This window comes from Enterococcus sp. DIV1283b (genome assembly GCF_051710965.1).
Lineage (GTDB): Bacteria > Bacillota > Bacilli > Lactobacillales > Enterococcaceae > Enterococcus_B > Enterococcus_B lactis.
Genome location: NZ_JBIOLR010000001.1, coordinates 1,439,927 through 1,464,452, shown reverse-complemented (window position 1 = coordinate 1,464,452; position 24,526 = coordinate 1,439,927). Strand labels below are relative to the sequence as shown.

Genomic DNA, 24,526 nt, shown 5'->3' with positions numbered 1-24,526 from the left:
CTATGATTTAAAAAATTGATCCACTATTCCTGTCTGTTTCAAATAAAATCCGATTCCTGCGCCAATTACTGTCATGATGATAATCAACAATGTTTTGAAAAATCCAATCGTTAACCATAAAACAGCTAGCAGTAGTCCAAGACCCCCAAAGATAATAGGGAGCTTGTATGCTGAAAATAGTTCTTTCATTATTTGGCCCTCCTATTCCACTCGAGAGTGCTTGTAGTCTCTTGTATCTTCTTGTTCTTCATAACCGCTGTATGTGACTGCTACTTTGACTGTTTCTTTTGTTCCAAGTACTCTAGTCACTTCTTCTTCGATGTCTTGCATCAGTACACCTGTTTTCCCTATTAATGAAGAAGTTCGCTTCAAGTCTCCGTTGACATGGATATGGATTCGATTTTTCGTTGAACGTATCCGTACTTTAGGTGAATGAATGAACTCTTCCTCGTGTAAATGGGAACGTACCAGCCCTTCGATCGCTTTTTTGTCGATCGTCAATTTGCCATCTTCCCGTTTCATAACGAAAGTTCCTCTTGATTTTGGATAGAAAAGAACGACTAGCAAGATGATAATAGCAAGAACGGCAAATACTACAGCTGCCCAGAAAATATATTGTTGCATGTAGTAATTCGTTAAGGTAAAGAAGCGAAATCGTTCCAATTGTTCAGGCATAATATACGGCGCATTGATTAACGCAATTGCTAGAAATACTGAAAGTAGCAGCAAGCTCATGATAACACCGATTATTTTTAACCCCTTATTCATTTTCCACCTCCTATAAACTTATTTTTACCCTGTAAATAACTCTACCGACAATCACAGTATAGAGAGCAAACAGTTAGATTAGCACCAGCAAATAAAGCGCTACCAAACATTGTTGGATCATAACGGCGTTTTATCGTTCGACTGATACTGAAATAACAACTACTCACTTATTCTCTATTTCTTTTTGATTGCTGGCTATACTTAAAGGATATTATTCTAGATTAAAAATTGCAAAGATTATGCTCAGTTATTATTACAAAATTCTATTTATTTATTAAAATTTTTCAGTGAAGAAAAAAAACGCAATAAAATAACTTAAGTTACTTTATTGCGTTTTTACTTTATTTTTCTATTATCATTTTTCTTATTCTCTTCTTTGGTTTATACTATTCTTATAAATAAAAACGAGGTATGTCCTATGATGAAAAGATTGTATTATTCATTGATCATAACGATTGGCTATTTGATTGTATCGAATCTTGGAAATATGGTATTTGGTATCAGTAAAGAATTCAGCTGGACTACTACACTATGGGAATCTTTATTCTTTTTCATCTTTGTATTTTTGTTACAAAACTATCGAAAAAAATAAAACTGTGCCAACAATCTGTTGGCACAGTTTTTAGGACTTACGGTACTTTTTATTCGGCAAACCATTTTATTTTTACTTATTTTTCTACTTCTTTTTTTAATGCCTCTGGTACTTTTGGTTCATAAACTAAACCAATACAGGTACTTCCGCTTATTACAGCCTTTTCGGCAACGCTGATAGCAATTGTTGTGATTGCATGTGAGAGACTAAATTTAGTTTGTGTGTGTTTCATTTGATGATCTTCCTTTCTTTTTTTGGAATGAATACAAGTAAGATTGCGGTCAACATACCCAGTAATATCATGACTCTTGAATCATTTGCTGGAATCACTGAACCGACCAGCGTGAGGCTTATTCCTGTTATAACTAGTTTGTTTCTTACGCTTCTTCTTTTTTGTTGGTCTTGTGCGATAAAGGAACCAATGATTCCTAAAACCATACTAAGAATAGCTGCTCCGATGAAATATTCGTAGCGTGTAAGTTCCAAATTGTAATGATTAGCCAAAACAGGTAGCGCCACCAATAATCCCATACTGTAGAGCGTGCAGGCCATGCTTCGGCTTGCATGATATCCTTTTGCATATCTTCGTACAGCAATAAAAGACAAATGAGTGGTGATCACAGCAAGAATGCTATGTAAGAAAAACGCTGATACGTAAATAAGCATGAACTTGAATAGATTAATGAACAGGATCGCTAATCCATAGTTGACTTTTGCTTCATCCAGTTCTGTTAACCCATATTTCTCTCCGAGTTTTCTGCTCATCTTGCTTGACAGCTTCTCTTCAAGAGACAGATATTCATTTGGCATATCGTTTACCCCTTTCTCACTTTTGATTATACTAAAAATAAGGATGCATATATTAAAAAGTAAAAAGTGCGCGTTTTTTTTACATAACTGCAGTGTTATCTTTCTTAATAACCCCCTTATATTCTTTAGGTCTAAAATATTCGATAAAAAAAGAACGTGACATTCGTCACGCTCCTTTGCTAAATGCAATCAATAATTTTTTTAAACTTCGGGTGGAAACAAGACACTTTTCTCCGTTAGACATAAGGATCGTTCTTTCCTTCTTGTTGATGGAACAAATATTATCTACATTTACAACAAACGATTGATGGCAACGGTAAAAGCTCGGGCTAAACGATTCGATCTCTTTGATTTTTCCATTATATTCTAGCATTCGATTTTCAAGATGAACGATCACTTTGTGAGGAACAGGACTGGATTCAAAAAACAAGATTTCGTCTACGAACAATTTTGTATTGATTGGTCCACTCTTAATACGAATCTGTTCTCTTGTAGGTAAAATTGTATCAAGATATCTTTGGTTAGCCACATCGATGCATTTTGTCACGCTTTCTTGCAGCAGTGTATCGTTCCCCTTCACAATATAATCCATTGCTTCTACTTTATACAAAAAAGTGAGATAAGCTAAATCTGTATAACTGGTCACAAAAATAATTTTTGCTAGTGGATCGTATTCTCTAATCGTAGCGGCTAGATTGATTCCATTCATATTGGAACTTAAGTCAATATCTAAAAAATAGATGCCTTCTGTTTTATTTGAACGTATATATGAAAGCAACACTTCAGGGTCCGAGGTATCCATTTGAAATTTGATGTCATAATCTTGCATCATTAAATAATTTTGGATCATCTTTGCTAATTTCAATCTAAATGCTCCGTCATCTTCGCAAACAAAAATTTTCAACATAAAGATTCTACCCCTCCCAAATGGTCAGTATTTGAATAAACTGTCCTTCTTCGATTTTAGTATCTAAGTACACATTTTTATTCAACTGAACTAATTCATCAAGATTGCTTAGACCAATCCCACGTTCTTTCCCTTTTGATGAATAAGATTTTTTCTTTAATACATGTAAATCAGGTATATCAGAACGACATTTATTGGCAATAATAAAGGTTATCGCTTCTTCTTGTCTCAATCCGGCAAACAAGATTTTCGGCTTATCTATAATAGAAGATTCTTCAACTGCATTATCTAGTATGATCCCCAGCATCCGAACTAGCATGATAGAAGGAACGGGGAAAGAATCCAATTTTTGTGGCACATTTACGTCTATTTCTATTCCTTTTTCATGAGCTAGATACAACTTGCTCAAAACGATGCTTTTTATTTCCTTGACTTCAAGATTTCTTATCGGTGACATTTCTAATAATTCCTGATCAAAAAGAGTTCCAGTTTCCTTGATATGGGAGTAAAAAAAATGTTTCATCCCATCTATATCATTACTTTGGATATAATTTTCCATAGAAACCAGTATGTTTTTGTAGTCGTGCTTGAACTTACGTATTTCCATATAACTTTTTTCGATTTGCTCACTGTATTCGATAAGATATTCCATTCGGTTCTTTTCTTCTTTACTTTTATACTCTGCCTTTTTTATATAAACAGCTAAAAAGCTGATAAGAATAGCAAAAAGGCTATATGCCAGCATAAAAATCACATGAGCACCCTTCATGAAGCAGTCTAAATCTGAAAAGCGTTCAATCATAAGAAAAATGAAATAAATCAAAAACGTAGCAATAACAGTATACTTACTAATATCATATACCATCGATTCAAGGGGTACTTTTTTCAATATATAATTCCTTAAATAAAATGCTAAACATAAATATAAAATAATTGATAAAAAACACATACCCAAATCATTCATCATTATAGATAATGATTTTAAGATAACGTAAATTAGATAATTAGAAAAAATAAGCAGGATAATAGATAACGAAGCATAGAATAAAGCTGATTGAAGCGTCTCTTCATGATAAATCACGAGAGCACACATGACTAGCCATACCAAACCAGTGGCAATTACATTTATCCATTGATAAAGTACCGATATCAATAGGATAACCAAGATTGATAATAAAGCATACTTTTTATTTCTTAGTTTCTTGTTCAAATAGCCCAATCCAACAAACATCGTCATCAGCTGCCCTGATATGAGTAGAGAATAACTTAACTGTAAAATATTCAATTTTAGAACCTCACTTTATGCATGTTTTACATAACAAAATAAACAGCAATTATGAATAAAAAAATTTATTTTTTAAGTTTTTCCCCATAAAAATTGTAACATAGTTTACTAACTATTTGTAAATAACATATTTAAAAGTTTCCTTATAAATCAAAAAGAATCAAATGCTAACTTCAATTAAAACTCTCAAATACTATAAAATCACATTTACTAAAAACGGCAAAAATTTATTGTTTTTCGATAAAAAGTAATTGCTTTTCAATAATTATTCTGCTATATTTTATCTATCAAAGATAAAAGAGGGATAAAAATGAAATTAAAAACATTATTACTAAAGTTTGTTGTTTTAGGTATAAGTGCCGTATTTATTTTATTCGGTATACTTTTTTATACTCAGATTGCTACAAGCGAAAAAGGATTCACTTTTGATTGGCAGACGACTTTATTCGTTTCTGTCATCTACTTCGCCCTTCTCTTAGGGATTATTATTGCTTATTTCTTATTGAGGCTGTTGAAACAAATCGAAGAAAACCAGGCCTTTTCTAATCAAAGTTTGGACATTCTAAAAAAAATCGAACGAACGATTTTGATTATTGGTTTCGCCTTTTTCGGCTTGCTTCCTAAATTTTTGAAAGTGGCAGATTTAGATGATGCTCCTGGTTTGATGTTGGTAGGAATTGCTGTCGTATTCATTCCTTTTGCCGTATATACTTTGACAAGCGTGTTGGAAAATCTGCTCGAACACGCGATTTTACTTAAGACAGATCATGATTTGACAGTGTGAGGTGCGACATGGCTATTATCGTTAATCTAGATGTAGTATTGGCTCAAAAAAAGATGAGTGTAACAGAATTGAGTGAAAAAGTGGGTATTACGATGGCAAACATCTCTATTCTAAAAACCGGAAAAGCAAAAGCCATCCGTTTTTCCACCCTCGAAAAAATCTGTGAAGTATTAGAGTGTCAACCGGGAGATTTGTTAAGTTATCAAAAAGACCCCGATCCTATACCAAAAAAATGAATATAAAGCATAACAATCAGTAAAAAAATAATCTGAATAATAGATGTATGAGACTTTTAGCGGTCATTACATCTATTATTCAGATATTTTTTATTTTAATGGAATATCCTGTTGTCTATAGATACATATTTACACGTAGAGAGACTTTTCTTCTACTATATGGTACTTCTCCTGATAAAAATGAAGAAGATTTTGGATCTCACGTTGATTTGGAAATAGTGAAATACCGAAGACCGGAATGTTTGTCTCCTCATCTATCCTCGCATTCGTAAGGATACAATCGATATCCGGATAGTATAATTTTATTTCTTTCTGATAAAAGTTTGGGAGAACACCAAATTGATAATAATCTCCCAATTTTTCTTGCAATCTTTTTGCTATGTCATCCGCTTGTTTTTTTCTTGTATTTGTGACTATCACTGCTTTTAATTTATTTTCTTTCCCTTCAATGTATGATAGCAATAATGGCCAGTCGAAAAGAATTTCTAAGATAGCATGGCGAACAAATGAATCAAGTTCAGGAATGACGTATCCTTTTTCTCTGCAGTCATTTACCATCCTTCCCTTCAATTCTTCACATAAACAGGCTAAAATCGACGGATCAACTATCGTTGTCTGGCTTGGATCATTTAGTATATATTCTGGAAATCGTGGTTGTGTCAGTATCTCTTTACATCGTTGAACGATCAAACCTTTGTTCTCACATTCCAACTGATATTTTTTTTCCAAGCAATCCATCCATATCATTAAACAATGACTGATACAAAAATGATACTCTCTTTGCTCGCTTGCATTTCTTATTTTCAAAGCAGTATGAATGACTTCTGTATCAAATATCCACTGCCAGATTTTTTCTTCTCGTGGCAAAGAAAAATGGCTCAAGTGATTTTTTTCCAAGAATGAAAAGGTGTAACAGCTGATTTTCTTTTGCTCCAATCCCCTTTTATTTTTGTTGAATCGTTGTATACGACAAGCAATAAAAAAATGTAAAAAACATAAGGTTTTCGGATCATTTTTTGCTACCTCATATAGCTGGTTTTCTTTTAAAAATAGGATGACCACATCATAAGTTGCCTCGCTAAAAGAACGATTAAAAATACTAGCAGGAGAAGGATATTTTTCCATCAACAAACGAGCTGTAAGACCGTCGATCACCTGACCCTCTCCGACAATCCGAGTCAACCCTTTGATCCTCAAATCGTATTTTTTTAATTTTGATTGGATTTTCTTTACGATTCTTCGCAATGTACTTTCTGAAATAAACAGATACTCTGCTAATTCTAAATAATTCTCTTTTGGATGTAGCAGTATGGTTTCTAAATATCTATATTCAGTAGATTGGGAGATCACGATCTGATAAATATGATCTTTTGTGAAGGCAGGTGAAAATATAGCTGTCACACCAGCATCCCGATCAGTGACGATTTGGATATCGGAAGAATATGTATTGATTTCTATAAAATCGTTCCGCAATGTTTTTCCAGAACTTGCCAATTTTTTTTCCAATTGACTAAGACGGCAACGTTCCCCCTCGAATAGTAGTTCTAACAGATTCAACTGACGTTGTAATTTTTTTGAGAGAAGATTCAACGTGTTTCCACCCCTTTCTAACAAAATTCTTTTGATACATCCTGATAGAGAAATGTAAAAGCACTCAATGTCGGTTTCCCTTATTGAGTGCTTGTGATTATATTATATCGTGTATCTGCTTTAGAATTAGGAGCTTTGAGAACTATTTTTTCTTACTTAAGCAAAAAATGGTTATTGATTTTCAGCTTTCTCTTTTGCTTTTCTTCTCATAACAATCGCCCCTATGCCTGCTACTAACGCTATACCAATCAATGTCCATGCAGTATTCCTAATTGCATTGGTTTGTGGCATATTCAGTGAAGATTCATTATCTGCACTTGTTGTTGGATCATCTTGGATACTTGGTGTCGTTGCTTCATTTCGTTCCGTACTGCCGCTTGTACCTTCATTATTTGTATGATTATTTTGTGATTCATTCGTACTGGAATTCGTCGTGTGATCACGTACTTCATACGGCATATTCAATTCTGTTGAAAAACCGCCATAAGAACTGTCTGTCGTCACATTGACTGCGACATTGTTCCGACCAGGAGTCGATGTGTCGATTTCAGAATTTAAAGAGACTGTATAAAGATTTTCTGGAATGACCTTGTCATTTACTTTTACATTTTTGATAAATGATTTAAGATCTAGTTCCGTGGCACCTCGTGGAATTTCTACTTTATTAGCTTCTACATCAATTTTCCCGCTTGGTTCGAACCCATATTCTGTGACTTCATAATAAGCATATTGAGAACCATAAGTGAAGTTCTTCTCCTGCTCATCTTCCATCAGCATATTTCGTCTAAACTCTTTTGTATGATAGATTCTGACAATGTCTCCTATGTTGACATTCAATGGCTGTCCACTGTTGAATCGAGACAGTGCTTGTTCGATCGTCCGATTTCCTGTTACATCATAAGTGAAACTGCTAGTGGTATTATCTTTGTTCATCACATCGAATTGATAATAGATCGAGCGGTCGGAGTAATCATGCACTACTTTGGACAACTCTGTATTCGCCACGCCTTGTGATGCTCGGATCATCAGCTGATTGTTCTGATTGTTTGGGTTTTTCTGATTGATCAAGCTAAATGCGCCAATCGTTGCGCCGTCATTGTTTTTGACTCGGATCGTACTTCCCCATTTTACTACATAAGGGATCTTCACTTCTGTGAATCCAGTACCATCAGTCGTGCTTACTCTCACACGAACTCCTTTTTCTCCCACAGTTGTTGTATCAAAGTTAGACAATTGTTCCACCGTATAAAGATCACTCGTTAGCGGACGTCCGTTGAAAGTCACATTTTGGATCAATTCTGCCGGGTTCACTGTATTCGTCTCATGTCCTAACAGCAGTTCTTGTGAAATCGGATCTGCCTTGATATCTGTAAACGGCTCAAATCCTTCTTCTCAATCTCTGACAATTGTTCGATCGTGTAACGATCCTCTGAAATACTTTGATGATTGATCGTAACATCTTTGACTAGTTCTTTGACATCTAATGTGCTGACATCATTCATCAAAGAGAATGTTTGAGCAGTCCCCTCTGCTTCCATCACTGGAATCGGTTCTAGTCCGAATGCAGTCACTCTGTAATAAGCATATTCAGAATCATAAGTGAAATCCCGTTCTTCTTCATCAATCATGACAACCGAGCTGTTCGGTGATTTCTGCGGATGATAGATCTTGATCACATCATCCAATCGGACATCATAGTAACCATTCCCGTTCCCAAAGTTATTGATCACTTGCCGCAGCGTTCCTCTACCAAGTACCTCATAATTGTAGATTGACTGATTGTTTCTCAGGACTTCCAATGAGTAATACAAGGCGTGCATCGATTCTTCCGTACCGACCCGTTCATCTAATGCTGAAGGTAACCCACTGGTAACGGTTAATCTAGCTGCATTCCCGCTTCTCAGATGCAAGGAATAAGCTCCCGCTGAACCACCTTCGCTTGACTTGATCATGAACGTATCTCTCCAAAGATAATTGACCGATGTTTCGGCTGTTCCTTTGATCGTCTCCCCTGAAATCGGGTGTTTCGCTTGTACCGTGATCCGAATATCTTGTTTGCCAGCGTTCGTATTCGTCGGCTCAGTCGATTCTGCTGCGACGAATTCTAGATCATCGACCGCAACTGATTCCCCTTCAAAAGTGGCTTCTTCGATATAATTTTTAAACGTACTTGCAAGTGACACAGAAGTTTCTCCTAATGTACGGTCTTCCATTGGCTTCAATTTCAGTTGGATCGCCGGATCAGGAAGTACAGGAAGTGGTTCAAATCCGAAAGCCGTGACACGATAATAGGCGTTATCTGTTCCGTAAGTGAAATCTTGCTCTTTTTCTTCCACCATCAAGACTGAGCTTCCTGCACTCTTTTGTGGATGGTGAATATTGATGATATCGCCCAACTGTACATCAAGGTATCCATTTCCATTTCCGAATGTCGTGATCACTTGCTGTAGAGTAGCTCTCCCCGGCACTTCATGGTAATAAGCTTGTCGGTCATTTCGTAGCACCTCAATAGAGTAATACAACGAATCTTCCAGACCAATCCGTTCTTCAAGAGGAGAATCTAATCCTCGAGTTGCCACGATTCGAGCATTGTTCCCATTTCTCAACTGGAAGGCGTATGCACCCGCTGATTGTCCATTATGAGCTTTCAGTAAAAACGTGTCGCCCCAACGGACATTGACCTTCGTTTCAGCTGTTCCTTTGATCATTCGACCTGTAACAGGGTGTCTCGTTTGAACAGTCAGTTTGAGCGGCTGTTCTCCTACGATAGAATAATGTGGCTCTGTTGATTCAGCGGCGACAAACTCTAAGTCAGCTGTATTAATCCTTTGTCCTTCCATCGTCGCTTCTTGGATATATTCACGGAATGAAGAGGAAAGTGCAGGATAATTTCCACCGAGATATCGATCTTCCACATCCTGCAATTTTAGTTCTACCTCTGGTTGAGGAAGAACATCCATCGTGATCGAACCAGTCGCTTCCCGACCATCAGCAGCCGTTGCTTTTGCCCGCCATGTTTTTGTACCAGCTGAACTCGTATCAGCATCGAGCCACTCTAACTGATGTGTCTGTCCAAGAGGGTCTCTCACGTCAAAGTAGTCAGCAGGATTAGGGATTGCTTCGTTCACGTAAATGGAATGCGGTCCCTCCTTCCCAGTGATTTGTAGTGCTCTGGCCTGAACGGTGATCGGCACAGTTACAGTAGTCGTTCTGCCAGAAGTATCTTCGGTTACTTTGATTCTAGTATTTTGAGTACCTATTGTGTTCATTCTAGGTGGAGTTTCCCATTCTGTCTTCAGATCCCATTTGACATTACTACGATCAATCGTCACATAATCAGAAGGATCAGGAAGGGCATCATTTTCCCATAAAGAATGAGGCCCCGTTTTTGCTTCGACTTTGATGTCTCCCATGGCTTGTGCTACAGAAAGGAAGTTTATTGTTTTTATAGAATCTCTGTGGACTAAGCCGGAGCTGTCAAAACTTAGCCAAAGGCGTATATTCATTTCCATAGTTTCTGTGCCTAAATTTTGTTGATTTCCTATTCTAGTTAGAGTCATTGATTGAGGTTCCGTAGAGCCGCCACGGTTTGTCAAGTTATATCTCCAATTCCCACTTTCTGTATTAGAATAAGAACCAGGATGCTGACTACGTATACCATTGGGCCAGATAGTCACTCTATTGTTATGAAGCGCGTTAGTAGGAAAATTAGGACGAATACCTTCTGGCATATTAAATATGTCCTCTACATCTGGTACAAAACGAATTTCTATCATTTCCCCATTTACAAAAGAATGATTATGTTTTTTCATTGCCTCATTCAACCTATATTCCGTCAAACGTGCAGCAAAATCCATTGCTGCGTCTACTATTTCTTCACGTGACCATCTAGTTAGTCGTGACTCCTGAAGGACATTCTCCGTTCGTAACTCCTCTCTTTCTTGTGCTTCTATGGGTAATCGTGGCAAGGTTGATGCTCGAAGCTGGTTTTCCTCTTCATTCGTTTCTTCCTGTTCTTTCTCTTCCTGAGGGCGCAATTGCCTTAATGCGGGTAGTTCGATCGAATGTAAGGCAGAGGCGGCCTCTACTACGGTACCGCCCATATTCCCTAGAACCAGTCCCAACGATAGTGTACTAGTCAATAATTTTTTTACTTTTTTCAATGAACGTTTTACCTCCTTTATTTTTCCTATACAGATCAAAAGTGATCTGCTTTAAACCGTCAGCAAAGAAGGTATGCTATTTTCTTGTCTTAAACATAAATAAATCGTGTAAAAAATAGTTTTGCTTGTTTCTAACCTCCGTAGCTTTTGCTCATTTGACACAAATCGAATCGATCGAACAGTATTGATTTTGCTAAACACCTAACGATCATTTGTTGTGACAAACTTGACGGTCAGCATTGTACATGAATTGCTACTGTCTCCCCCTCTTACGATCTTTGAATATGTAGTTCTCTCCCCAATAATCGTAACTGGGCGTCTCCCACTCCTTTCTTTTTTGGTTTTATGCGGGAGCAAACTCCCACATTTATACTGTAAAGGGGTTCTTTCTATTATGTAATGCCACTTTTTCCCATTTAATATGGAGTTTTTGACAGAATGTTTCGAATAACAACGATCCACTACTCTTTTTTCTTTTTAACGTTAATTTGATAATAATGATTATTTATTTAAAAATACATTAGATAACATTTGTTACGACACAAAAAAGCTTCACAAACAAATATCGTTATTTTAAAATGAGGGCGAACTCACACAATTAGGAGGAATAGTATGCCATTCATTGTTTACTTTTTTCTTTCATTACTCGTGATCTATATTCCATTACCCACATTCTTTCTGCTCGTCAATCGTCTAGCAGAGCAACATGATACGATTACTGCTCTTACGAAGCTTTGTTTACTTCTATTTATTTGTCTAGATTACTTTACGAGCTATTATTGGCTAAAACAGACAAGAGTAAAAAAGAGATATTATTTCTTCCTTGTCTTTTTCAATCTCTTTGAGTTTCTGATCCATTGCTTTTTACTTCATCAGTATCATACGATCCATCTGTGGATCATCTGGGTCTTTCAAGTGGTCGTACTATTTTGTATGTTCACCTTTCCTCTCTCAAGAAAATTTAGAGAGACATTGTTTTATTAAAGAAGCTTCTCTGTATCAATAAAGACACATTTAAGGAAAAATTGGTTAATATACTGGTTTTTTCTTAAAAACTTTTAAAAAACTCATTGGGAATTTACCCACACAAATAAAGGGCTGTGACAAAAATCTTGTCACAGCCCTTATTTCGAATAAACGGTGTTCTCCTGCCAACTCCTCGGTCACAAATCACAATATTCATCAAACATGAGAAGCTGTTTGTTGAAATTGCTCCTTGTGACTCAGAGCTGAACGGCAGGTTCACGACCTCTTTCTTAAATGGTGTTCAAAAGCTTGCATCTGCGGTAATAAGTCCAGCCAAACGAAAAATATGAGAAGCTATTTTTGTTTGGCTGTTCTTATTACTTGATGCAGAACAGCTTTTTCACGACCTTTTTATTTAAAAGTCTTTTTACAGTTTTCTAGCAAAGAATGAGACAATCAGTACTAAAATGATGGCACCAATCAATGATGGCACGATTGCCATTCCTGCAATACTTGGTCCCCAAGAACCTAATAATGCTTGACCAAGTGCTGATCCAACTAAACCTGCTACGACATTTGCAATAATCCCCATCGAAGAACCTTTATTCGTGATTGCTCCTGCAATTGCTCCGATAATTCCTCCGACGATAAGTGACCAAATAAATCCCATGTTTCGTTCCTCCTAATGTTTTGCTTCCTTATTACTGAACGCGTGGTTCTGTATTTTCTTTTACTTTTTCAACGCCGCTTCCAGCTGCTGATTTTACTTTATCTGTTTGATTAGAAGCAAATTCACCAGTTTTTTTCGCTGCGTCAGTCACTTTGTCTTGCACCGTTTCTTGATCTTTTTCAAATTCTTCTTTTGTTTTGATGTCCACTACGTTAGCGTTGACTTCGATGACGTCTAAGTGTGTCATATTTTTTACTTCTTTGCCGATTACTTCTTGCATTTCTTCAAAGATTTTTTCGATATCTTTGCCATATTCCACAATGACATCCATGTCAACTGCTACTTGTTTTTTACCGACTTCTGTTTCGATCCCAGCCGTTACATTATCTGTATTCACAAGTTTTCCTGCCACATTAGAGAAGAAACCACCGTTTGCAGATAATAAGCCGTCTACTTGTTCAATTGCGATTCCAATGATTTTTTGCACCACTTTATCTTCATAATTCAACTCACCGCGCATCGAATCTTCTTGCTCAGAGCCATGGTTTTCTTGGTCGTTTGTATGTTGTGAACCAAATTTTCCTTGTCCGTTTGAGTGTTCAGAACCAAGTTTTTCTTGTGCTTTCGCATGATCAGAAGGATGCTTTTGTTCCTCTAATGGTTTAGAAGGATCGATTGCATCATGTTGTTCTGGAACTTTAGATTCTGGAGAGCCGGGATGATGAGGCGCATGTTTTTCTGCGTCATGTTTCTTTTCTTCTACACCTTGTTGAACATTTGGCACGACTGGATCTGGATGTGCAGATACTGGTGCTGTTTTGTTTTTTTCGTCTTTCACACCATTTGATTGGTTTGGTGTCGTTGGGTCTGGATGTGCAGACACTGGTTTTTGGTTGTTCATTTTATTGTTGTTATTATTTTTGTTATTGTTATTCATGGATGTTTCCTCCTAAGATTTAAAATAGTGATCTAAAATTTTCGTTTGTTTCAAATAAAAACCAATAGCGACACCGATAGCTGCCATGATCAAGATCAATAAAGTCTTGAAAAAGCCGACGGTAATCCATAAAACGGCTAATATCAACCCAAGTACCCCAAAGATGATAGGGAGCTTGTATGTCGAAAATAGTTCTTTCATTTTTGGTCCCCCCCTATTCTACTCGTTTGCGGTCATTGCTTCGTTTAGCTGGTTCTTCAAAGCCTGTGTATTTCACCGATACTTTCACTGACTCTTTTGTGCCTAATATGTGTTGCACTTCGTTTTCGATTTCTTTCATCAATGTTCCAGTTTTACCAATGAGTGCTGAAGTTCGTTTCAACTCCCCTTTTACATTGACGGCGATCTTGTTTTTCGTTGCTTTGACATTTACTTTTGGTGAATGGATAAATTCATCTTCATGCAAGTGAGAACGAACCATTCCTTCGATTGCTTTTTTATCCAACGTCAACTCCCCATCGCCATGTTTCAGTAAAAAGGTTCCGATCGTTTTTGGATAAAACAAGAAAACAAGCAATGTGATAATCGTCAAAATAGCAAATGCAACAGCAAGCCAGAATACATATTGTTGCACATATGAATTAGTGATGGAAAAGAATCGAAACTTCTCTAATTGAAAAGGCAGTGGATAGGCTGCACTTAATAGTATCGCAAACAAGAGTATAGATAGCAAAAGTAACGTTCCGATCACTCCAAGCGTTTTTACTCCTTTATTCATTTTCGCACCTCCTCATAGGGGTGAAACGATCAACTTTTTATAAGTTGATCGCTTCTCCACCAGTTACTCCGTAAATTTGAGCTGTGACATAACTTGCTTTATTTGATGCTAAGAAGACATAGACCGGTGCTAATTCTCCTGGCTGACCTGCACGTTCTAGTAAACTTTGCTGACCAAATTCAGGAATCGAACCAGAAGGCTGACCTTCGTCTAGTTGTAGCGGTGTCCAGATTGGACCAGGTGCTACACCGTTTACACGGATTCCCTTAGGTGCAAGTTGTTTTGCTAAGCCGATCGTAAAGTTAGCGATTGAAGCTTTTGTTGCTGCATAATCCAACAAATGTTCACTTGGATTGAAGGCTTGGACAGAAGTTGTTGTAACAATCGCTCCTCCTGCTGGGATATGTGGTACTGCTTCTTTCACTAAAGCAAACATAGCAATGATGTTGACCATGAATGTGTCTTTGATTTGTTCAAGTGGCAGTTCAGCAATGGACTGGCAAGAAATTTGCTGCCCTGCATTCAATACCATCGTATCTAGCCCGCCAAGCTCACTTACAGCCTTTTCAATGATTTCTTTAGGCGCTTGTTCATCACGAAGATCAAATGGGAGTAAGACGATCTTACGTCCTGCATCTTTGACGTATTTAGCTACTTCCTCTGCATCTTTTTCTTCTCCTGGGAAGAATTGAAGAGCGATGTCTGCACCTTCTCTAGCAAATGCAATCGCTGCTGCTCGACCGATCCCTGAATCGCCACCAGTGATTAGTACACGGCGATTTTCCAGCTGATTATTGCCCTCATAGGATTCTTCACCACAATCAGGAACAGGAATCATGTTCTGTTGTAAAGCTGGCGTATCCTGATCTTGCTTAGGAAATTTCTCCGTATGGTACAGATTTCGTGGGTCGATTAATTTTGGTTCTGTCATTGCTGTATTCCTCCTACTTTTTCTAAATTGTATTGCCAAAACAAATTTCTTTGTTTGATACCTGTTTTAACTAGTTTGTTTAATTCGTATAATCTTTTCGGTATAGATGGTAGCCTAAAACCACCGCTGCTATCAAAGAGCCGAATACTACGAGGATAAATCCTAAAGCAGAGCTTTTACCCGGCAATCCTCCTGTATTCATTCCCCAAAGCCCTGCAAACAACGCCGGAACGGAGATGATCAGTGCAGCTGAATCTAGATATTTCATGATATGGTTTAGATTATTGTCCATCATCCCATTGAATAAATCTCCAATACTCTCCAATAAGTCTCGATAGATTTCAATCATTTTTTCTGTTTGACGCTGTCTCAAATGAACATCATAAAGTAACTGTTCATCATCTAAACGTTTGATAAACGTTTCAGAATTCCATAATTGATCCATTGTTTCCCGCTGATCTCTTAAGGTATGATCGATATACACAATGTCTCTTTCCAGATCTGCCTGTTTATACAGTTCCTCATTCTCCGTCGTTTTACGGGCTGCTTTATCCAAAGCGTCAATTCGCTTCTTCATTTCTCTTAGTTCTTTCACGTAATGGGTATAAATATCCAGTAATGTATACGTGATGATCTTTTCAAACGAGTTTAAATGATCTCCGTGTTTTGTCAGCAAGCGATCCACGAACTCGATCTTTCTATCGATACATGTAATTAAGAGATTATCGGAAAGTACAAAAGATATCGGTGTCAATTTTTTTTCGATACGATTATCTGACTGATCCAGATTGATTACAACCAAAGAAAATGGATGCGCTAATTTGGTCTCATAAAGGCGCTCCATCCGAGAAACTTCTTCCGGATATTCCGTGCCTACGAAAATGTCATCTGGAAGCTCGAATTCGTTGATTGCCTGCTGGATCTCTTCTGGCTTTGTATTATCGAGAATAAGCCAGTTGTATTTGTTTTCATCTGTTTCTGTTACTTTCTTTTCATCATCCACAAAGTAGTATCTCAATGTATACCTCCTTTCTGGACTTTTTCAAAAACGATTAGCTGAAGAAGCAGTTTTTTAATTTGATATTATAATCGAGTACTGCACTTTCATTTTCTAATGAGAAGCTGTCAAGCTGTTTGTTAAAGTCCATGTTCAATCGTTTGCCGAAATAACTTTGTTCTACTTTAGATGTATAGATTTCCAATAAAGGATGCTCGATTTTTGTTGCATACTCTCCAAATTCCGAAACAAAAGGAATGATTTGGAAAAAGCTGCCTTTTGCAAAAGCACCTTTATCCCTTAAAAATGGATCGGAATCATTGATGAGAGCAAGTGCAATTTTTGTATTTTCCCCCACTTTTTCGATTAACGTCTCTACTGCATTTTTAGACATTGTAATTTCCATTCCTACTCCCCCTGTTCAGTTGTAGTCTTCTATTATTTAACAACTACGTCTGTTTTTTGTTGAACTTTTGCATATTTTGGATATTTAGGGAATTTAGCCACACAACGGAACGCCGTCATCCCTGCATATTTTTCGTAATATTTCTTCGTTGGTCCTTCAAAATCCTTGCTCCATGGTTTCACATGTCCTGAGAAATGGATAATGTAAGGATTGTTGCGCGTTTCTTCGTATTCACGTTCACCTGCTGCTGTTGGATGTTTCTTTGCTTTAGCCATGATATAGCCTTGTGCATTCCAGCGCGGATGAAGCGGAAGCCAACGATCATGCAAGATTGCATTTAATGCATCTTGGTCATGGAATCTTAATTTTTCTGGATTATGTTCGATGAAGTCTAATACTTTTTGCGTAATATTTTCATCTAACCATTTTTTTACATTGATCAGCATCAATCCTGAGTTGAAGTAACGCATTGATTTAGCTGGAATCTCCATTTTTTCTAATCGTTGATGGAACCCAGCGTCTTCAACAGCTGCTACGATTGAATCACCGAAGTCAAGACGCCATAATTTAGAGATGTCTTGTAAAGCGATCATGTCGCAATCCATATATAAGATACGTTCGACTTCCGTGCCGCGGAACAATTCTGGAATCGCTATGCGGTAATAAGCTGTTTCTGGAATACGATCGCTGATTACTACATTTGTAAAGAATTCTTTATTGATTTTCAAAAATTCTACATCTGAATTCATTCGTGCATTTTTCACTGAGAAGCGTAAAAGCTGTTTGCTTTCAAAATCGATATCGTCGTCAATCACATAGAACCGAACAAATTTAGACGGGTTGCAATTATCTAATACTGAGACAAATAATGCAGCTAAATGCGGTACGAATTTTGTGTTACAACTTGCGACTACTGCTATTTCTTTTTTATTCATTGATCTCGCCTACTTTCGTTAGAGTACTGTGTGCTAATTTTTTTAAGTATAAATTGGTATACGGATGATCTTTCAACGTATTCCAAGGTTTATCATGTCCTGTAAAATGAACGATCGAAGGTTTTTCATTTCCTTCTTTATACAGACGTTCATATTTTTCATTTGGTGCTGGGTGTCGTTCAAATATCAAAGAAGTCTGCATGTTCCATTTTGGATGAAGTTGTTCCCAGTCTTCATAAAGGACAGCATTCAAAGCATCTTGATCGTGATAGATGATTCGATCACCATTTTCACTTAAATAATGGATAGTTTTTTCTGTAATTTCTTTTTTGTTCCATTGATCGATGTCAATCACCATCACCCCTGAATTGAAGTACAAGTCATTGGAATCTATTCCTAATCTTTCCAATGCTTTCACTTGTCCTGGATCGATAATGGCGCCGATCGTTTTTCCATTTAATGGTTCATCATATAGTTTTACGATATCGTCTAGCACTAACACATCTGAATCTAAGTAAAGGACTTTCTTATAATCCTCTTTAGCTAATAAGTTGGGTAAAGAAATTCTTAAGTAAGCGGTAGTTGTGATATGGTCGCTGACTAGGAAGTCTTCGTAGATATCTTTTTCCACTGTCAGGAATTGGATACTTGCATTACTTGAATATTTATTTACCGTTTCTTCCAATCCTTGTTTACTATATTCTGATAGACCATCGTCAATCACATAAAATTTTATGCGTCTTGTTTTATTGCAATTTTCTAATGCAGTTGCGATCATCACGCTCAAGTAAGGAGCATAATTTTCGTCTGAAGCAGTCACCACAGGAACTACGCCGTATCTCTTCTCCATCAAAATCACTCCTTTTTCTAATCTTTTTCTAACCTGTTCTACATCTAGAATATTCCTCATTTGGTTTTAAAGCAAAATATATGCTTTGTTTTCATTGAATATTTTAAAATTTTTTTATTACAAAACGCATTGGTAAGCGCTAACTATTCGTTTTTCATGGCTTTTTATTCAAAGGTATTGACCAAAAACTACTATATATAGCCACCTTTTTCTTAAGAATGTTTTTTGAAAAAATTCATAACGGCAAAGCAAGTTAGTTTCATTTTTTTAATTTCTCATTTAATCTTAAGGTAACAGGAAAATAGATATGTAAAAAGAAAGTAGGAAGATAAAATGAAACTAGCAGCGATTGATTTAGACGGTACCTTGCTTGATCGAAATGGAAAGATACCAGAAGAAAATATCCAGGCACTTCGGAAATTTGATGAAAATGGCGGAATCGTAACAGTAGCTACAGGAAGGAACAGCATTTCTGCTAAAGATATTTTTTCCGAATTAGGAATCGGCGGCTATTTGATTTCTTCCAATGGTTCGCTGATTGCTGAAATGAAGGATGGAAAGATGGCAAAGGTTCTCAGACGTTCGAAAATAGATATCGATACTCTGAAAAGAGCCTTCTTCTATGCTCAAGAAGCAAAAATCTCAATTATTGCCAGCCGAGAAACCCAAGATGATCAGCTGACATTCGATGAATCAAATCTTGTCAAAGACGACCCCTATTATGAACATTTCAATCTGCAGAATCATTCTTTTGATCAAATTTTAAGTATGTTAGAAGATCCTTCTCTTAGCTATCTTAAATTAGCGTTAACAGATAAGAGTGAAGAAAAACTACAGAAGCTCCAAAGAGATCTGCAAGCAGACGGCATCAATTCAGTATTCTCTGATCCACATTTCTTAGAAATCACGCCTACAGGTATCACTAAAGCTCATTCACTTGTTTTTCTGGCGGATTACCTTGGAATCGAGTCGAGTGACATCATGGCTTTTGGCGATCAAGAAAACGACATTGCTATGTTGAATTATAGTGGGTTGAGTATTGCGATGGGGAATGCACAGCGGCAAGTAAAAGAAATTGCAAACCAAGTAACGCTGACGAATGAGGAAGCTGGGGTTGCTTATATTTTAAAAAACTTCTATTAAAAATAAAAAAATGACGTCATGAACGTAGGAGGAAAGAAAATGTTAGTTATTATCGATATGCAAAATCATATTCTTGATCCAAACAGCGAATTTTATATTCCAGAATCAGACCAATTGGCGGAACGCATTGCTAAACGATTAGCTAAAGCACGTAAAAACAAGGAATATATTCTATTCACACGGGATATTCCAGTCGAGCTGAAGGACAAAGAAGAGGAACGGGAAGATTTGCAATTGATCCCTCTTCTTTCTCCCCAAGGAAATGAACGAGTGATCAAAAAGTATTACTTTACGATCCCCCCTGAAACTTTAGCTGAAATCAAGGAGACTTTGTTTGAAAGCAAAGAAGAACAAAAAGAGATCGAAGTGGTTGGGATCGAAACAAACTTATGTGTGCTCTCTAATCTGATAGGCTTGCAGAGTGCGTTCCCTGAAGCTGACTTTTTTGTTGATCCAACGTTAGTTTCTAGTAGAAAACATGGAGAATCTGCTTTGGCACTTCTGAAAGATTTCAATGTTTCAATCATCGAACCTAAAAAATAGAAAGTCACACGTATGCTACAGTCTATTCTTTATATAAGTTCTATTATCATTTAACAAGCAAACTAAAAAAGAAAAAGCACGAAGAACTGTTTTCAGTCTTACGTGCTTTTTCTACAAAAGTAGATCGGCTTTTTCACAACCTCTGATTCACGGTGTTCCAGAAGCAGCTTCTTCGAAAAATAAGCCGGAATGTCACAAAAATTTAAGAAACCATTTTCGCACATCCCTTCTTATTTCTTGAAGCTAACCACTTCTGTCACAACCTCTTATGTACCTTGTAGGACTCGAACCTACGACCGGACGGTTATGAGCCGTCTGCTCTAACCAACTGAGCTAAAGGTACATCATCATGAGATATATTTTCGTTACTTTTTAACTATAGCACGAATTATAGACGCTCACAAGCTTCAAAATATAAATAATATGATATATTTATTCTTATTTACTTAACTTAAAACTTGACTGTTTTTTACTTGCTTATTTTAGAAGAAATGTTATTCTTTTAAGTATTCTTAATTCTAGGAGTGATTATTTTGCCATTTATTGCGATTTTATTCGATTTGGTTGCGGCAGCAGCTTACTTTCTCCAATACAATCATCAAAGTTCAGAAGTCCTGTTTGTTGGAATGATTTTCCAAGGTGTGATCACCCTTCTGCTTCTCATCATGATGATCAGCTACAACGGAAAAAAATATGCACGTGTCCAGACAGAAATATTTGTTAAATATGTTTCTATTCGTTACGGGATCATCATTCTTTCCTTTTTAGTGAATGCAATCGTCCTCTTTTTATATGTATTGAATTACTTAAATATCAATCCATTGATTTTTTCTAGATAGATAACTTGTATTTAGCGGAACAGTTCTCGCGTATTAGCAGAGAGCTGTTCCGCTTTTTCATCTGTCTCTTCTTCTTTGGTTTTCCTAGCATTTCATTTGTGATGTATGCAATAACATGTTATCTTTTATTATATGAATCGTTGAGGAGTCCGTTACATGATTACGTTGGTTAGAGTTTTGTTTTGGTTGCCTTCGGTCGTCCTGATTGCAATTATTTTTTATCTTATGCATTGGAATAAAGAACGGTTTTATTTGGCTGTTTTGACTCTTCCGGTTATTTATTTTATGTGGAAGGTTTTTAATTACAACTACTTTGAACCTGATAGTGTTTTTGTAGAAGAATTATCAGGGTTGGTTTTGTCTCTATTGATCGTCATTCTTTATTTGATACGTTTAAATAAAAAACATTGAGTGCTATTGATTGCTTGTGTAGCTTTCTATGGTCATTACAACTATTCTATTATGATGAAAGGTGATTAAATGAGTATCGAAGAAGCTATTTTACTGGATACTTTACGTTGTCGTCTGAATTTTTTAAGAACTGGCCGATCTTTATCCCAAGTAGCTGTTTCTAACGCGTTAAGTATCCCTTTATTCAAATATCGTAAATACGAACAAGGCGATGAAATTCCAAGTATCATTGAATTGATCTATATCGCCGACTTTTACGATATTTCCGTTGACTACCTGATTGGTCGCTCAGAAACTGCAAGCAAACTTAAATGATTTTTTCCAGCCATTGTGCTGGTTTTTTCATTTAATGTTTACAGTGAACAAACTATGTACAAAAAGGAGATGTATCTATGCGTTTATGGCATGAAAAATTGATTTCAAAACTTCCTCGTCAGCAGCTTTTAGGACAACATCGAGAATGCTGTGCGTTGAGAGGAAATGGTTGGGGAAAGAAACACGCCACTGTAGATTATGTCTTCCACTATTCTCCTTATAAATTATTTCAATATCATCAACTCGTCATAGACGAAATGGAAAAACGTGGCTACAGCCCAGCATCAGAATGGACAGATCCTATGTACCGCGGCAAATCATGCGAAGCATTTTTTGATTTACCTGCTGTAGAGCGTAGCGTGCCAATTTATCCGGAACATGATGAAGTGTATCTAGCAGAGTGTTTAGCAAATTTGGAGCAAAAAGGAATTTATCTTACCTAAAAAAAAGAGGCTGGGACAGAAGCGTTTAACTCCAAGAAATAAGAGGGAATTCACGAAAATTGCTTTTCAAATTTTTGTGAATTTCAGCTTATTTCCGAAGGAGTTGCTTCTGCTTCCGCCGTTTACACATGTTTAGAGCGTGAGACAAAAGTTTTTCTTTACTTTTGTCCCACGCTCTGATATAACATGAAAAACTCTTCTACTCTTCCCTCATCGAAAAAGTCTTAACCAACGTAGGGTAAGCTCGAATGGTGCAAGTTGATTCTCAGGTTACCTTCGTCATCACGTATAAATCCGAAAGTATATTCTACTTTTGTTTCATCACCCGTTTCCCCAGAAGTAAAGTAATATTCTCCTGAAGCGAGTGCTGAATCCGTATCGATGATCGTTTCATGATTGTCGAAGCGGATGTCTGTCCAAGGCTCTAACGCAAAACCAGAATCTTCGCTGATATCACCGCCAACGAAATAAGAAAGTGCTTCTTCTTTTGTTGCCCTGAATGGTAACTCTGCAGCTTTGGTTGGTTTAAAAAGCACAGCACCTTCGTCGTATGCATACAATGTCTCGATGACTTCTTCTGCTTTTTCTGTTGCTTCCTCCATACCTTCTTCGCTTGCTGCACCGATACTTATGATTGCTTCTGCCCAGCGTTCCCGTGCTTCGTCTACTTCTGCTTCTGTGATCGTCTCAACTTTTACCTCTTCTGTCGTGTCTTCAGTTGTTTCTGTTGTTGATTCAGTTGCCGAATCGGTTGTAGAACAACCGGCCATTGCTAGTGTTAATGTTGATAGTAAAAATAGTTTTTTTATCATAAGATTATCCCCCCTGAAAACAGACTAAAATAATAACATTTCGTTTTTTTATTTTCAGATAAAGCTTAATAATTTCTAAATGTTCTTAAATTTTATTTAAAAACTCTTATAGCTTTCATAATACATAACATAGTTATTTTTAAATAAAAAAATAAGTTAAACGCACTTAAAATAAAAGGTATAATTTAAACAACTAAAATAAATTTAGTTATTTAAAAAACAAAAAAATCCCTTCAAAGCCTTACTATCATTAGGCTTTTTCGTTTTAATTCTCTTTAAATAATTATGAAAAAATAATAGTTGATCTGTTTTTTTATTTTTTTTAATGATTAATACACAACTTTATGTAAAATACTTCTCCAAAATACCTATTGACAAACAAACATAGCTATGAAATGAAAAAATCAAAGGACGAAACAAAAAAGCACCAAGAAAAATATTCTTCCGTCTATTCAACGATCGATGAATTTCTTCGTACAAAAAAACCGTCTTTTCGAAAGAAAAGACGGTTAAAAGTCAATTTTTATTAAGCTTTAACAATGTTTGTTGCTTGAGGGCCACGTTGACCATCTTCAACATCGTAAGACACTGCTTGGCCTTCTTCTAAAGTTTTAAAGCCGTCGCCTTGGATAGCTGAGAAATGTGCAAATACGTCATTTCCATCTTCACCAGTGATGAAGCCAAAACCTTTGTCTGCGTTGAACCATTTTACTGTACCGTTATTCATAAATAAATTCCTCCTGATACGTATCAATGTACGTTTTTTCGTTGCAATAAATATTTGATAGGCAAAAGGAGTTTTATCTATGTAGATATATCGCTCAAATTACGTTTCAAAATAGATTACTTATTTAATATATCATGCTTTTTCTAATAACACAAGAATAATGCAATAAAATATAAAATTTATTGTCTTCGAATCGATAAAAAAGTTGAATAACCGCGTTTGATTCACTTTTTGTTTTCTTGTTTATTTGCTTTTATCGGCAATTATTTCTCTTTAAAATTTCTTAACTATGAAAACCTTTCAATTGGTGGTATACTTATAAATGGAATTTCGTTATCAACGCGTTCGTTGCCTTTCAGCAAGTATTTAAAGAAAGGAGAATGGCTATGACATTCTATAACAAAGATATACAATATCGAGTAACCTTGGATACAGATTTGAATCTCTTTGTCGTTTTTGACAAAGAAAATACCAATCATGTAGCAACAGGTGTTACGATCGAACAAGCAGTGCAAGAATTAAAAAAATCTGCATAAGGAGTGGAAACCCTCATATGGACGATTCTCGTTCTTCTCTTTAAACGCATCTACTGGATGATAACAGGGGTGCGTTTTGTGTTTACTCCAAATTTTTCAATACAAATCAAATAGATGCTACAAGTTAAAAATTGCTTCTTTTTCATCACTCA

General features: G+C 36.4%; 29 protein-coding genes, 1 tRNA gene and 1 pseudogene. 11 read left to right on the top strand and 20 right to left on the bottom strand.

All coding sequences use genetic code 11. The features are described 5' to 3' along the window. Positions 1 to 189, bottom strand: coding sequence for a DUF2273 domain-containing protein (locus tag IGJ53_RS07220; RefSeq protein WP_010732571.1), 189 nt, complete (start codon positions 187 to 189; stop codon positions 1 to 3). 12 nt (positions 190 to 201) lie between these two features. Further along, complete coding sequence (gene amaP, locus IGJ53_RS07215) at positions 202 to 768, bottom strand: alkaline shock response membrane anchor protein AmaP (protein ID WP_259741807.1); 567 nt, start codon at positions 766 to 768, stop codon at positions 202 to 204. A 418-nt stretch (positions 769 to 1,186) separates the two neighbouring features. Between amaP (IGJ53_RS07215) and IGJ53_RS07210 the strand changes: the two genes are divergently transcribed. Further along, a complete protein-coding gene (locus tag IGJ53_RS07210) occupies positions 1,187 to 1,360 on the top strand; it encodes a hypothetical protein (RefSeq protein ID WP_002291299.1) in 174 nt (57 codons plus the stop codon). Between the two features lie 76 nt (positions 1,361 to 1,436). Here IGJ53_RS07210 and IGJ53_RS07205 read toward each other — a convergent pair whose 3' ends face one another. The 4 genes from IGJ53_RS07205 to IGJ53_RS07190 form a co-directional block, all read right to left on the bottom strand. After that, positions 1,437 to 1,592 carry a cyclic lactone autoinducer peptide gene (locus IGJ53_RS07205; RefSeq protein ID WP_002291297.1) on the bottom strand — a complete coding sequence of 52 codons (156 nt, stop codon included), beginning with the start codon at positions 1,590 to 1,592 and terminating at the stop codon, positions 1,437 to 1,439. Continuing rightward, the gene (locus IGJ53_RS07200; protein ID WP_010732569.1) at positions 1,589 to 2,170 is read right to left on the bottom strand and encodes an accessory gene regulator B family protein; all 582 of its coding nucleotides are present in this window, start codon (positions 2,168 to 2,170) and stop codon (positions 1,589 to 1,591) included. The genes IGJ53_RS07205 and IGJ53_RS07200 overlap by 4 nt, the downstream gene beginning before the upstream one ends. A 166-nt stretch (positions 2,171 to 2,336) precedes the next feature. Beyond that, positions 2,337 to 3,077 (bottom strand): LytR/AlgR family response regulator transcription factor, encoded by a 741-nt coding sequence (locus tag IGJ53_RS07195; RefSeq protein ID WP_070769939.1) that lies wholly within the window; start codon positions 3,075 to 3,077, stop codon positions 2,337 to 2,339. Between the two features lie 7 nt (positions 3,078 to 3,084). Next, on the bottom strand, positions 3,085 to 4,362 hold the full coding sequence (locus IGJ53_RS07190; protein WP_010732567.1) for a GHKL domain-containing protein: 1,278 nt from the start codon (positions 4,360 to 4,362) through the stop codon (positions 3,085 to 3,087). A 310-nt stretch (positions 4,363 to 4,672) separates the two neighbouring features. On the opposite strand from IGJ53_RS07190, the gene IGJ53_RS07185 reads away from it, so the two are divergent. Together IGJ53_RS07185 and IGJ53_RS07180 are read left to right on the top strand one after the other, a co-directional pair. Further along, complete coding sequence (locus IGJ53_RS07185) at positions 4,673 to 5,146, top strand: DUF2975 domain-containing protein (protein ID WP_002306633.1); 474 nt, start codon at positions 4,673 to 4,675, stop codon at positions 5,144 to 5,146. Positions 5,147 to 5,154: 8 nt separating this feature from the next. After that, positions 5,155 to 5,382 carry a helix-turn-helix domain-containing protein gene (locus tag IGJ53_RS07180; RefSeq protein WP_002291287.1) on the top strand — a complete coding sequence of 76 codons (228 nt, stop codon included), beginning with the start codon at positions 5,155 to 5,157 and terminating at the stop codon, positions 5,380 to 5,382. A 129-nt stretch (positions 5,383 to 5,511) separates the two neighbouring features. On the opposite strand, the gene IGJ53_RS07175 is transcribed toward IGJ53_RS07180, so the two are convergent. After that, entirely contained in the window at positions 5,512 to 6,972 is a 1,461-nt protein-coding gene (locus IGJ53_RS07175) for a helix-turn-helix domain-containing protein (RefSeq protein ID WP_010732566.1), read from the bottom strand. A 171-nt stretch (positions 6,973 to 7,143) separates the two neighbouring features. Further along, positions 7,144 to 11,135: pseudogene (locus IGJ53_RS07170) on the bottom strand (LPXTG cell wall anchor domain-containing protein). A gap of 612 nt (positions 11,136 to 11,747) precedes the next feature. On the opposite strand from IGJ53_RS07170, the gene IGJ53_RS07165 reads away from it, so the two are divergent. Further along, entirely contained in the window at positions 11,748 to 12,119 is a 372-nt protein-coding gene (locus IGJ53_RS07165) for a hypothetical protein (RefSeq protein WP_010732564.1), read from the top strand. Between the two features lie 409 nt (positions 12,120 to 12,528). Here the strand turns inward: IGJ53_RS07165 and IGJ53_RS07160 are convergent, their stop codons facing one another. The 9 genes from IGJ53_RS07160 to IGJ53_RS07120 form a co-directional block, all read right to left on the bottom strand. Further along, complete coding sequence (locus IGJ53_RS07160) at positions 12,529 to 12,771, bottom strand: GlsB/YeaQ/YmgE family stress response membrane protein (RefSeq protein WP_002291278.1); 243 nt, start codon at positions 12,769 to 12,771, stop codon at positions 12,529 to 12,531. Between the two features lie 31 nt (positions 12,772 to 12,802). After that, positions 12,803 to 13,708 (bottom strand): Asp23/Gls24 family envelope stress response protein, encoded by a 906-nt coding sequence (locus IGJ53_RS07155; RefSeq protein WP_010732563.1) that lies wholly within the window; start codon positions 13,706 to 13,708, stop codon positions 12,803 to 12,805. Between the two features lie 12 nt (positions 13,709 to 13,720). After that, the gene (locus IGJ53_RS07150; RefSeq protein WP_002291274.1) at positions 13,721 to 13,909 is read right to left on the bottom strand and encodes a DUF2273 domain-containing protein; all 189 of its coding nucleotides are present in this window, start codon (positions 13,907 to 13,909) and stop codon (positions 13,721 to 13,723) included. Positions 13,910 to 13,922: 13 nt separating this feature from the next. Beyond that, on the bottom strand, positions 13,923 to 14,486 hold the full coding sequence (amaP, locus tag IGJ53_RS07145) for an alkaline shock response membrane anchor protein AmaP (RefSeq protein WP_002291268.1): 564 nt from the start codon (positions 14,484 to 14,486) through the stop codon (positions 13,923 to 13,925). 37 nt (positions 14,487 to 14,523) lie between these two features. Next, positions 14,524 to 15,417 (bottom strand): SDR family oxidoreductase, encoded by an 894-nt coding sequence (locus tag IGJ53_RS07140; protein WP_259741805.1) that lies wholly within the window; start codon positions 15,415 to 15,417, stop codon positions 14,524 to 14,526. A gap of 79 nt (positions 15,418 to 15,496) precedes the next feature. After that, the gene (locus IGJ53_RS07135; RefSeq protein ID WP_438750528.1) at positions 15,497 to 16,420 is read right to left on the bottom strand and encodes a magnesium transporter CorA family protein; all 924 of its coding nucleotides are present in this window, start codon (positions 16,418 to 16,420) and stop codon (positions 15,497 to 15,499) included. A 49-nt stretch (positions 16,421 to 16,469) separates the two neighbouring features. Beyond that, positions 16,470 to 16,820 carry an iron-sulfur cluster biosynthesis family protein gene (locus IGJ53_RS07130; RefSeq protein WP_010732560.1) on the bottom strand — a complete coding sequence of 117 codons (351 nt, stop codon included), beginning with the start codon at positions 16,818 to 16,820 and terminating at the stop codon, positions 16,470 to 16,472. Between the two features lie 32 nt (positions 16,821 to 16,852). Then, positions 16,853 to 17,755 (bottom strand): glycosyltransferase family 8 protein, encoded by a 903-nt coding sequence (locus IGJ53_RS07125; RefSeq protein WP_002291262.1) that lies wholly within the window; start codon positions 17,753 to 17,755, stop codon positions 16,853 to 16,855. Continuing rightward, entirely contained in the window at positions 17,748 to 18,605 is an 858-nt protein-coding gene (locus IGJ53_RS07120) for a glycosyltransferase family 8 protein (protein ID WP_010732559.1), read from the bottom strand. The genes IGJ53_RS07125 and IGJ53_RS07120 overlap by 8 nt, the downstream gene beginning before the upstream one ends. Positions 18,606 to 18,938: 333 nt before the next feature. On the opposite strand from IGJ53_RS07120, the gene IGJ53_RS07115 reads away from it, so the two are divergent. Both IGJ53_RS07115 and IGJ53_RS07110 read left to right on the top strand, forming a co-directional pair. Beyond that, a complete protein-coding gene (locus IGJ53_RS07115) occupies positions 18,939 to 19,748 on the top strand; it encodes a Cof-type HAD-IIB family hydrolase (protein ID WP_024635254.1) in 810 nt (269 codons plus the stop codon). Positions 19,749 to 19,787: 39 nt separating this feature from the next. Continuing rightward, entirely contained in the window at positions 19,788 to 20,291 is a 504-nt protein-coding gene (locus tag IGJ53_RS07110) for an isochorismatase family cysteine hydrolase (RefSeq protein ID WP_010732557.1), read from the top strand. A gap of 269 nt (positions 20,292 to 20,560) precedes the next feature. Here the strand turns inward: IGJ53_RS07110 and IGJ53_RS07105 are convergent. Further along, positions 20,561 to 20,634 (bottom strand) — tRNA-Ile (locus IGJ53_RS07105). 190 nt (positions 20,635 to 20,824) lie between these two features. Between IGJ53_RS07105 and IGJ53_RS07100 the strand changes: the two genes are divergently transcribed. From IGJ53_RS07100 to IGJ53_RS07085, 4 genes are all read left to right on the top strand, one after another. Further along, entirely contained in the window at positions 20,825 to 21,130 is a 306-nt protein-coding gene (locus tag IGJ53_RS07100) for a hypothetical protein (protein ID WP_010732556.1), read from the top strand. Between the two features lie 156 nt (positions 21,131 to 21,286). Continuing rightward, positions 21,287 to 21,541, top strand: coding sequence for a hypothetical protein (locus IGJ53_RS07095; RefSeq protein WP_010732555.1), 255 nt, complete (start codon positions 21,287 to 21,289; stop codon positions 21,539 to 21,541). 69 nt (positions 21,542 to 21,610) lie between these two features. Next, positions 21,611 to 21,856 carry a helix-turn-helix domain-containing protein gene (locus tag IGJ53_RS07090; RefSeq protein ID WP_002374660.1) on the top strand — a complete coding sequence of 82 codons (246 nt, stop codon included), beginning with the start codon at positions 21,611 to 21,613 and terminating at the stop codon, positions 21,854 to 21,856. A 77-nt stretch (positions 21,857 to 21,933) separates the two neighbouring features. Further along, entirely contained in the window at positions 21,934 to 22,299 is a 366-nt protein-coding gene (locus tag IGJ53_RS07085) for a TIGR02328 family protein (protein WP_010732554.1), read from the top strand. Positions 22,300 to 22,523: 224 nt separating this feature from the next. Here the strand turns inward: IGJ53_RS07085 and IGJ53_RS07080 are convergent, their stop codons facing one another. After that, positions 22,524 to 23,111, bottom strand: coding sequence for a hypothetical protein (locus IGJ53_RS07080; RefSeq protein WP_010732553.1), 588 nt, complete (start codon positions 23,109 to 23,111; stop codon positions 22,524 to 22,526). Between the two features lie 526 nt (positions 23,112 to 23,637). After that, on the bottom strand, positions 23,638 to 23,838 hold the full coding sequence (locus tag IGJ53_RS07075) for a cold-shock protein (protein ID WP_002293303.1): 201 nt from the start codon (positions 23,836 to 23,838) through the stop codon (positions 23,638 to 23,640). Positions 23,839 to 24,224: 386 nt separating this feature from the next. On the opposite strand from IGJ53_RS07075, the gene IGJ53_RS07070 reads away from it, so the two are divergent. Beyond that, positions 24,225 to 24,374 carry a hypothetical protein gene (locus tag IGJ53_RS07070; RefSeq protein WP_002296658.1) on the top strand — a complete coding sequence of 50 codons (150 nt, stop codon included), beginning with the start codon at positions 24,225 to 24,227 and terminating at the stop codon, positions 24,372 to 24,374. The last annotated feature ends 152 nt before the right edge of the window (positions 24,375 to 24,526 follow it).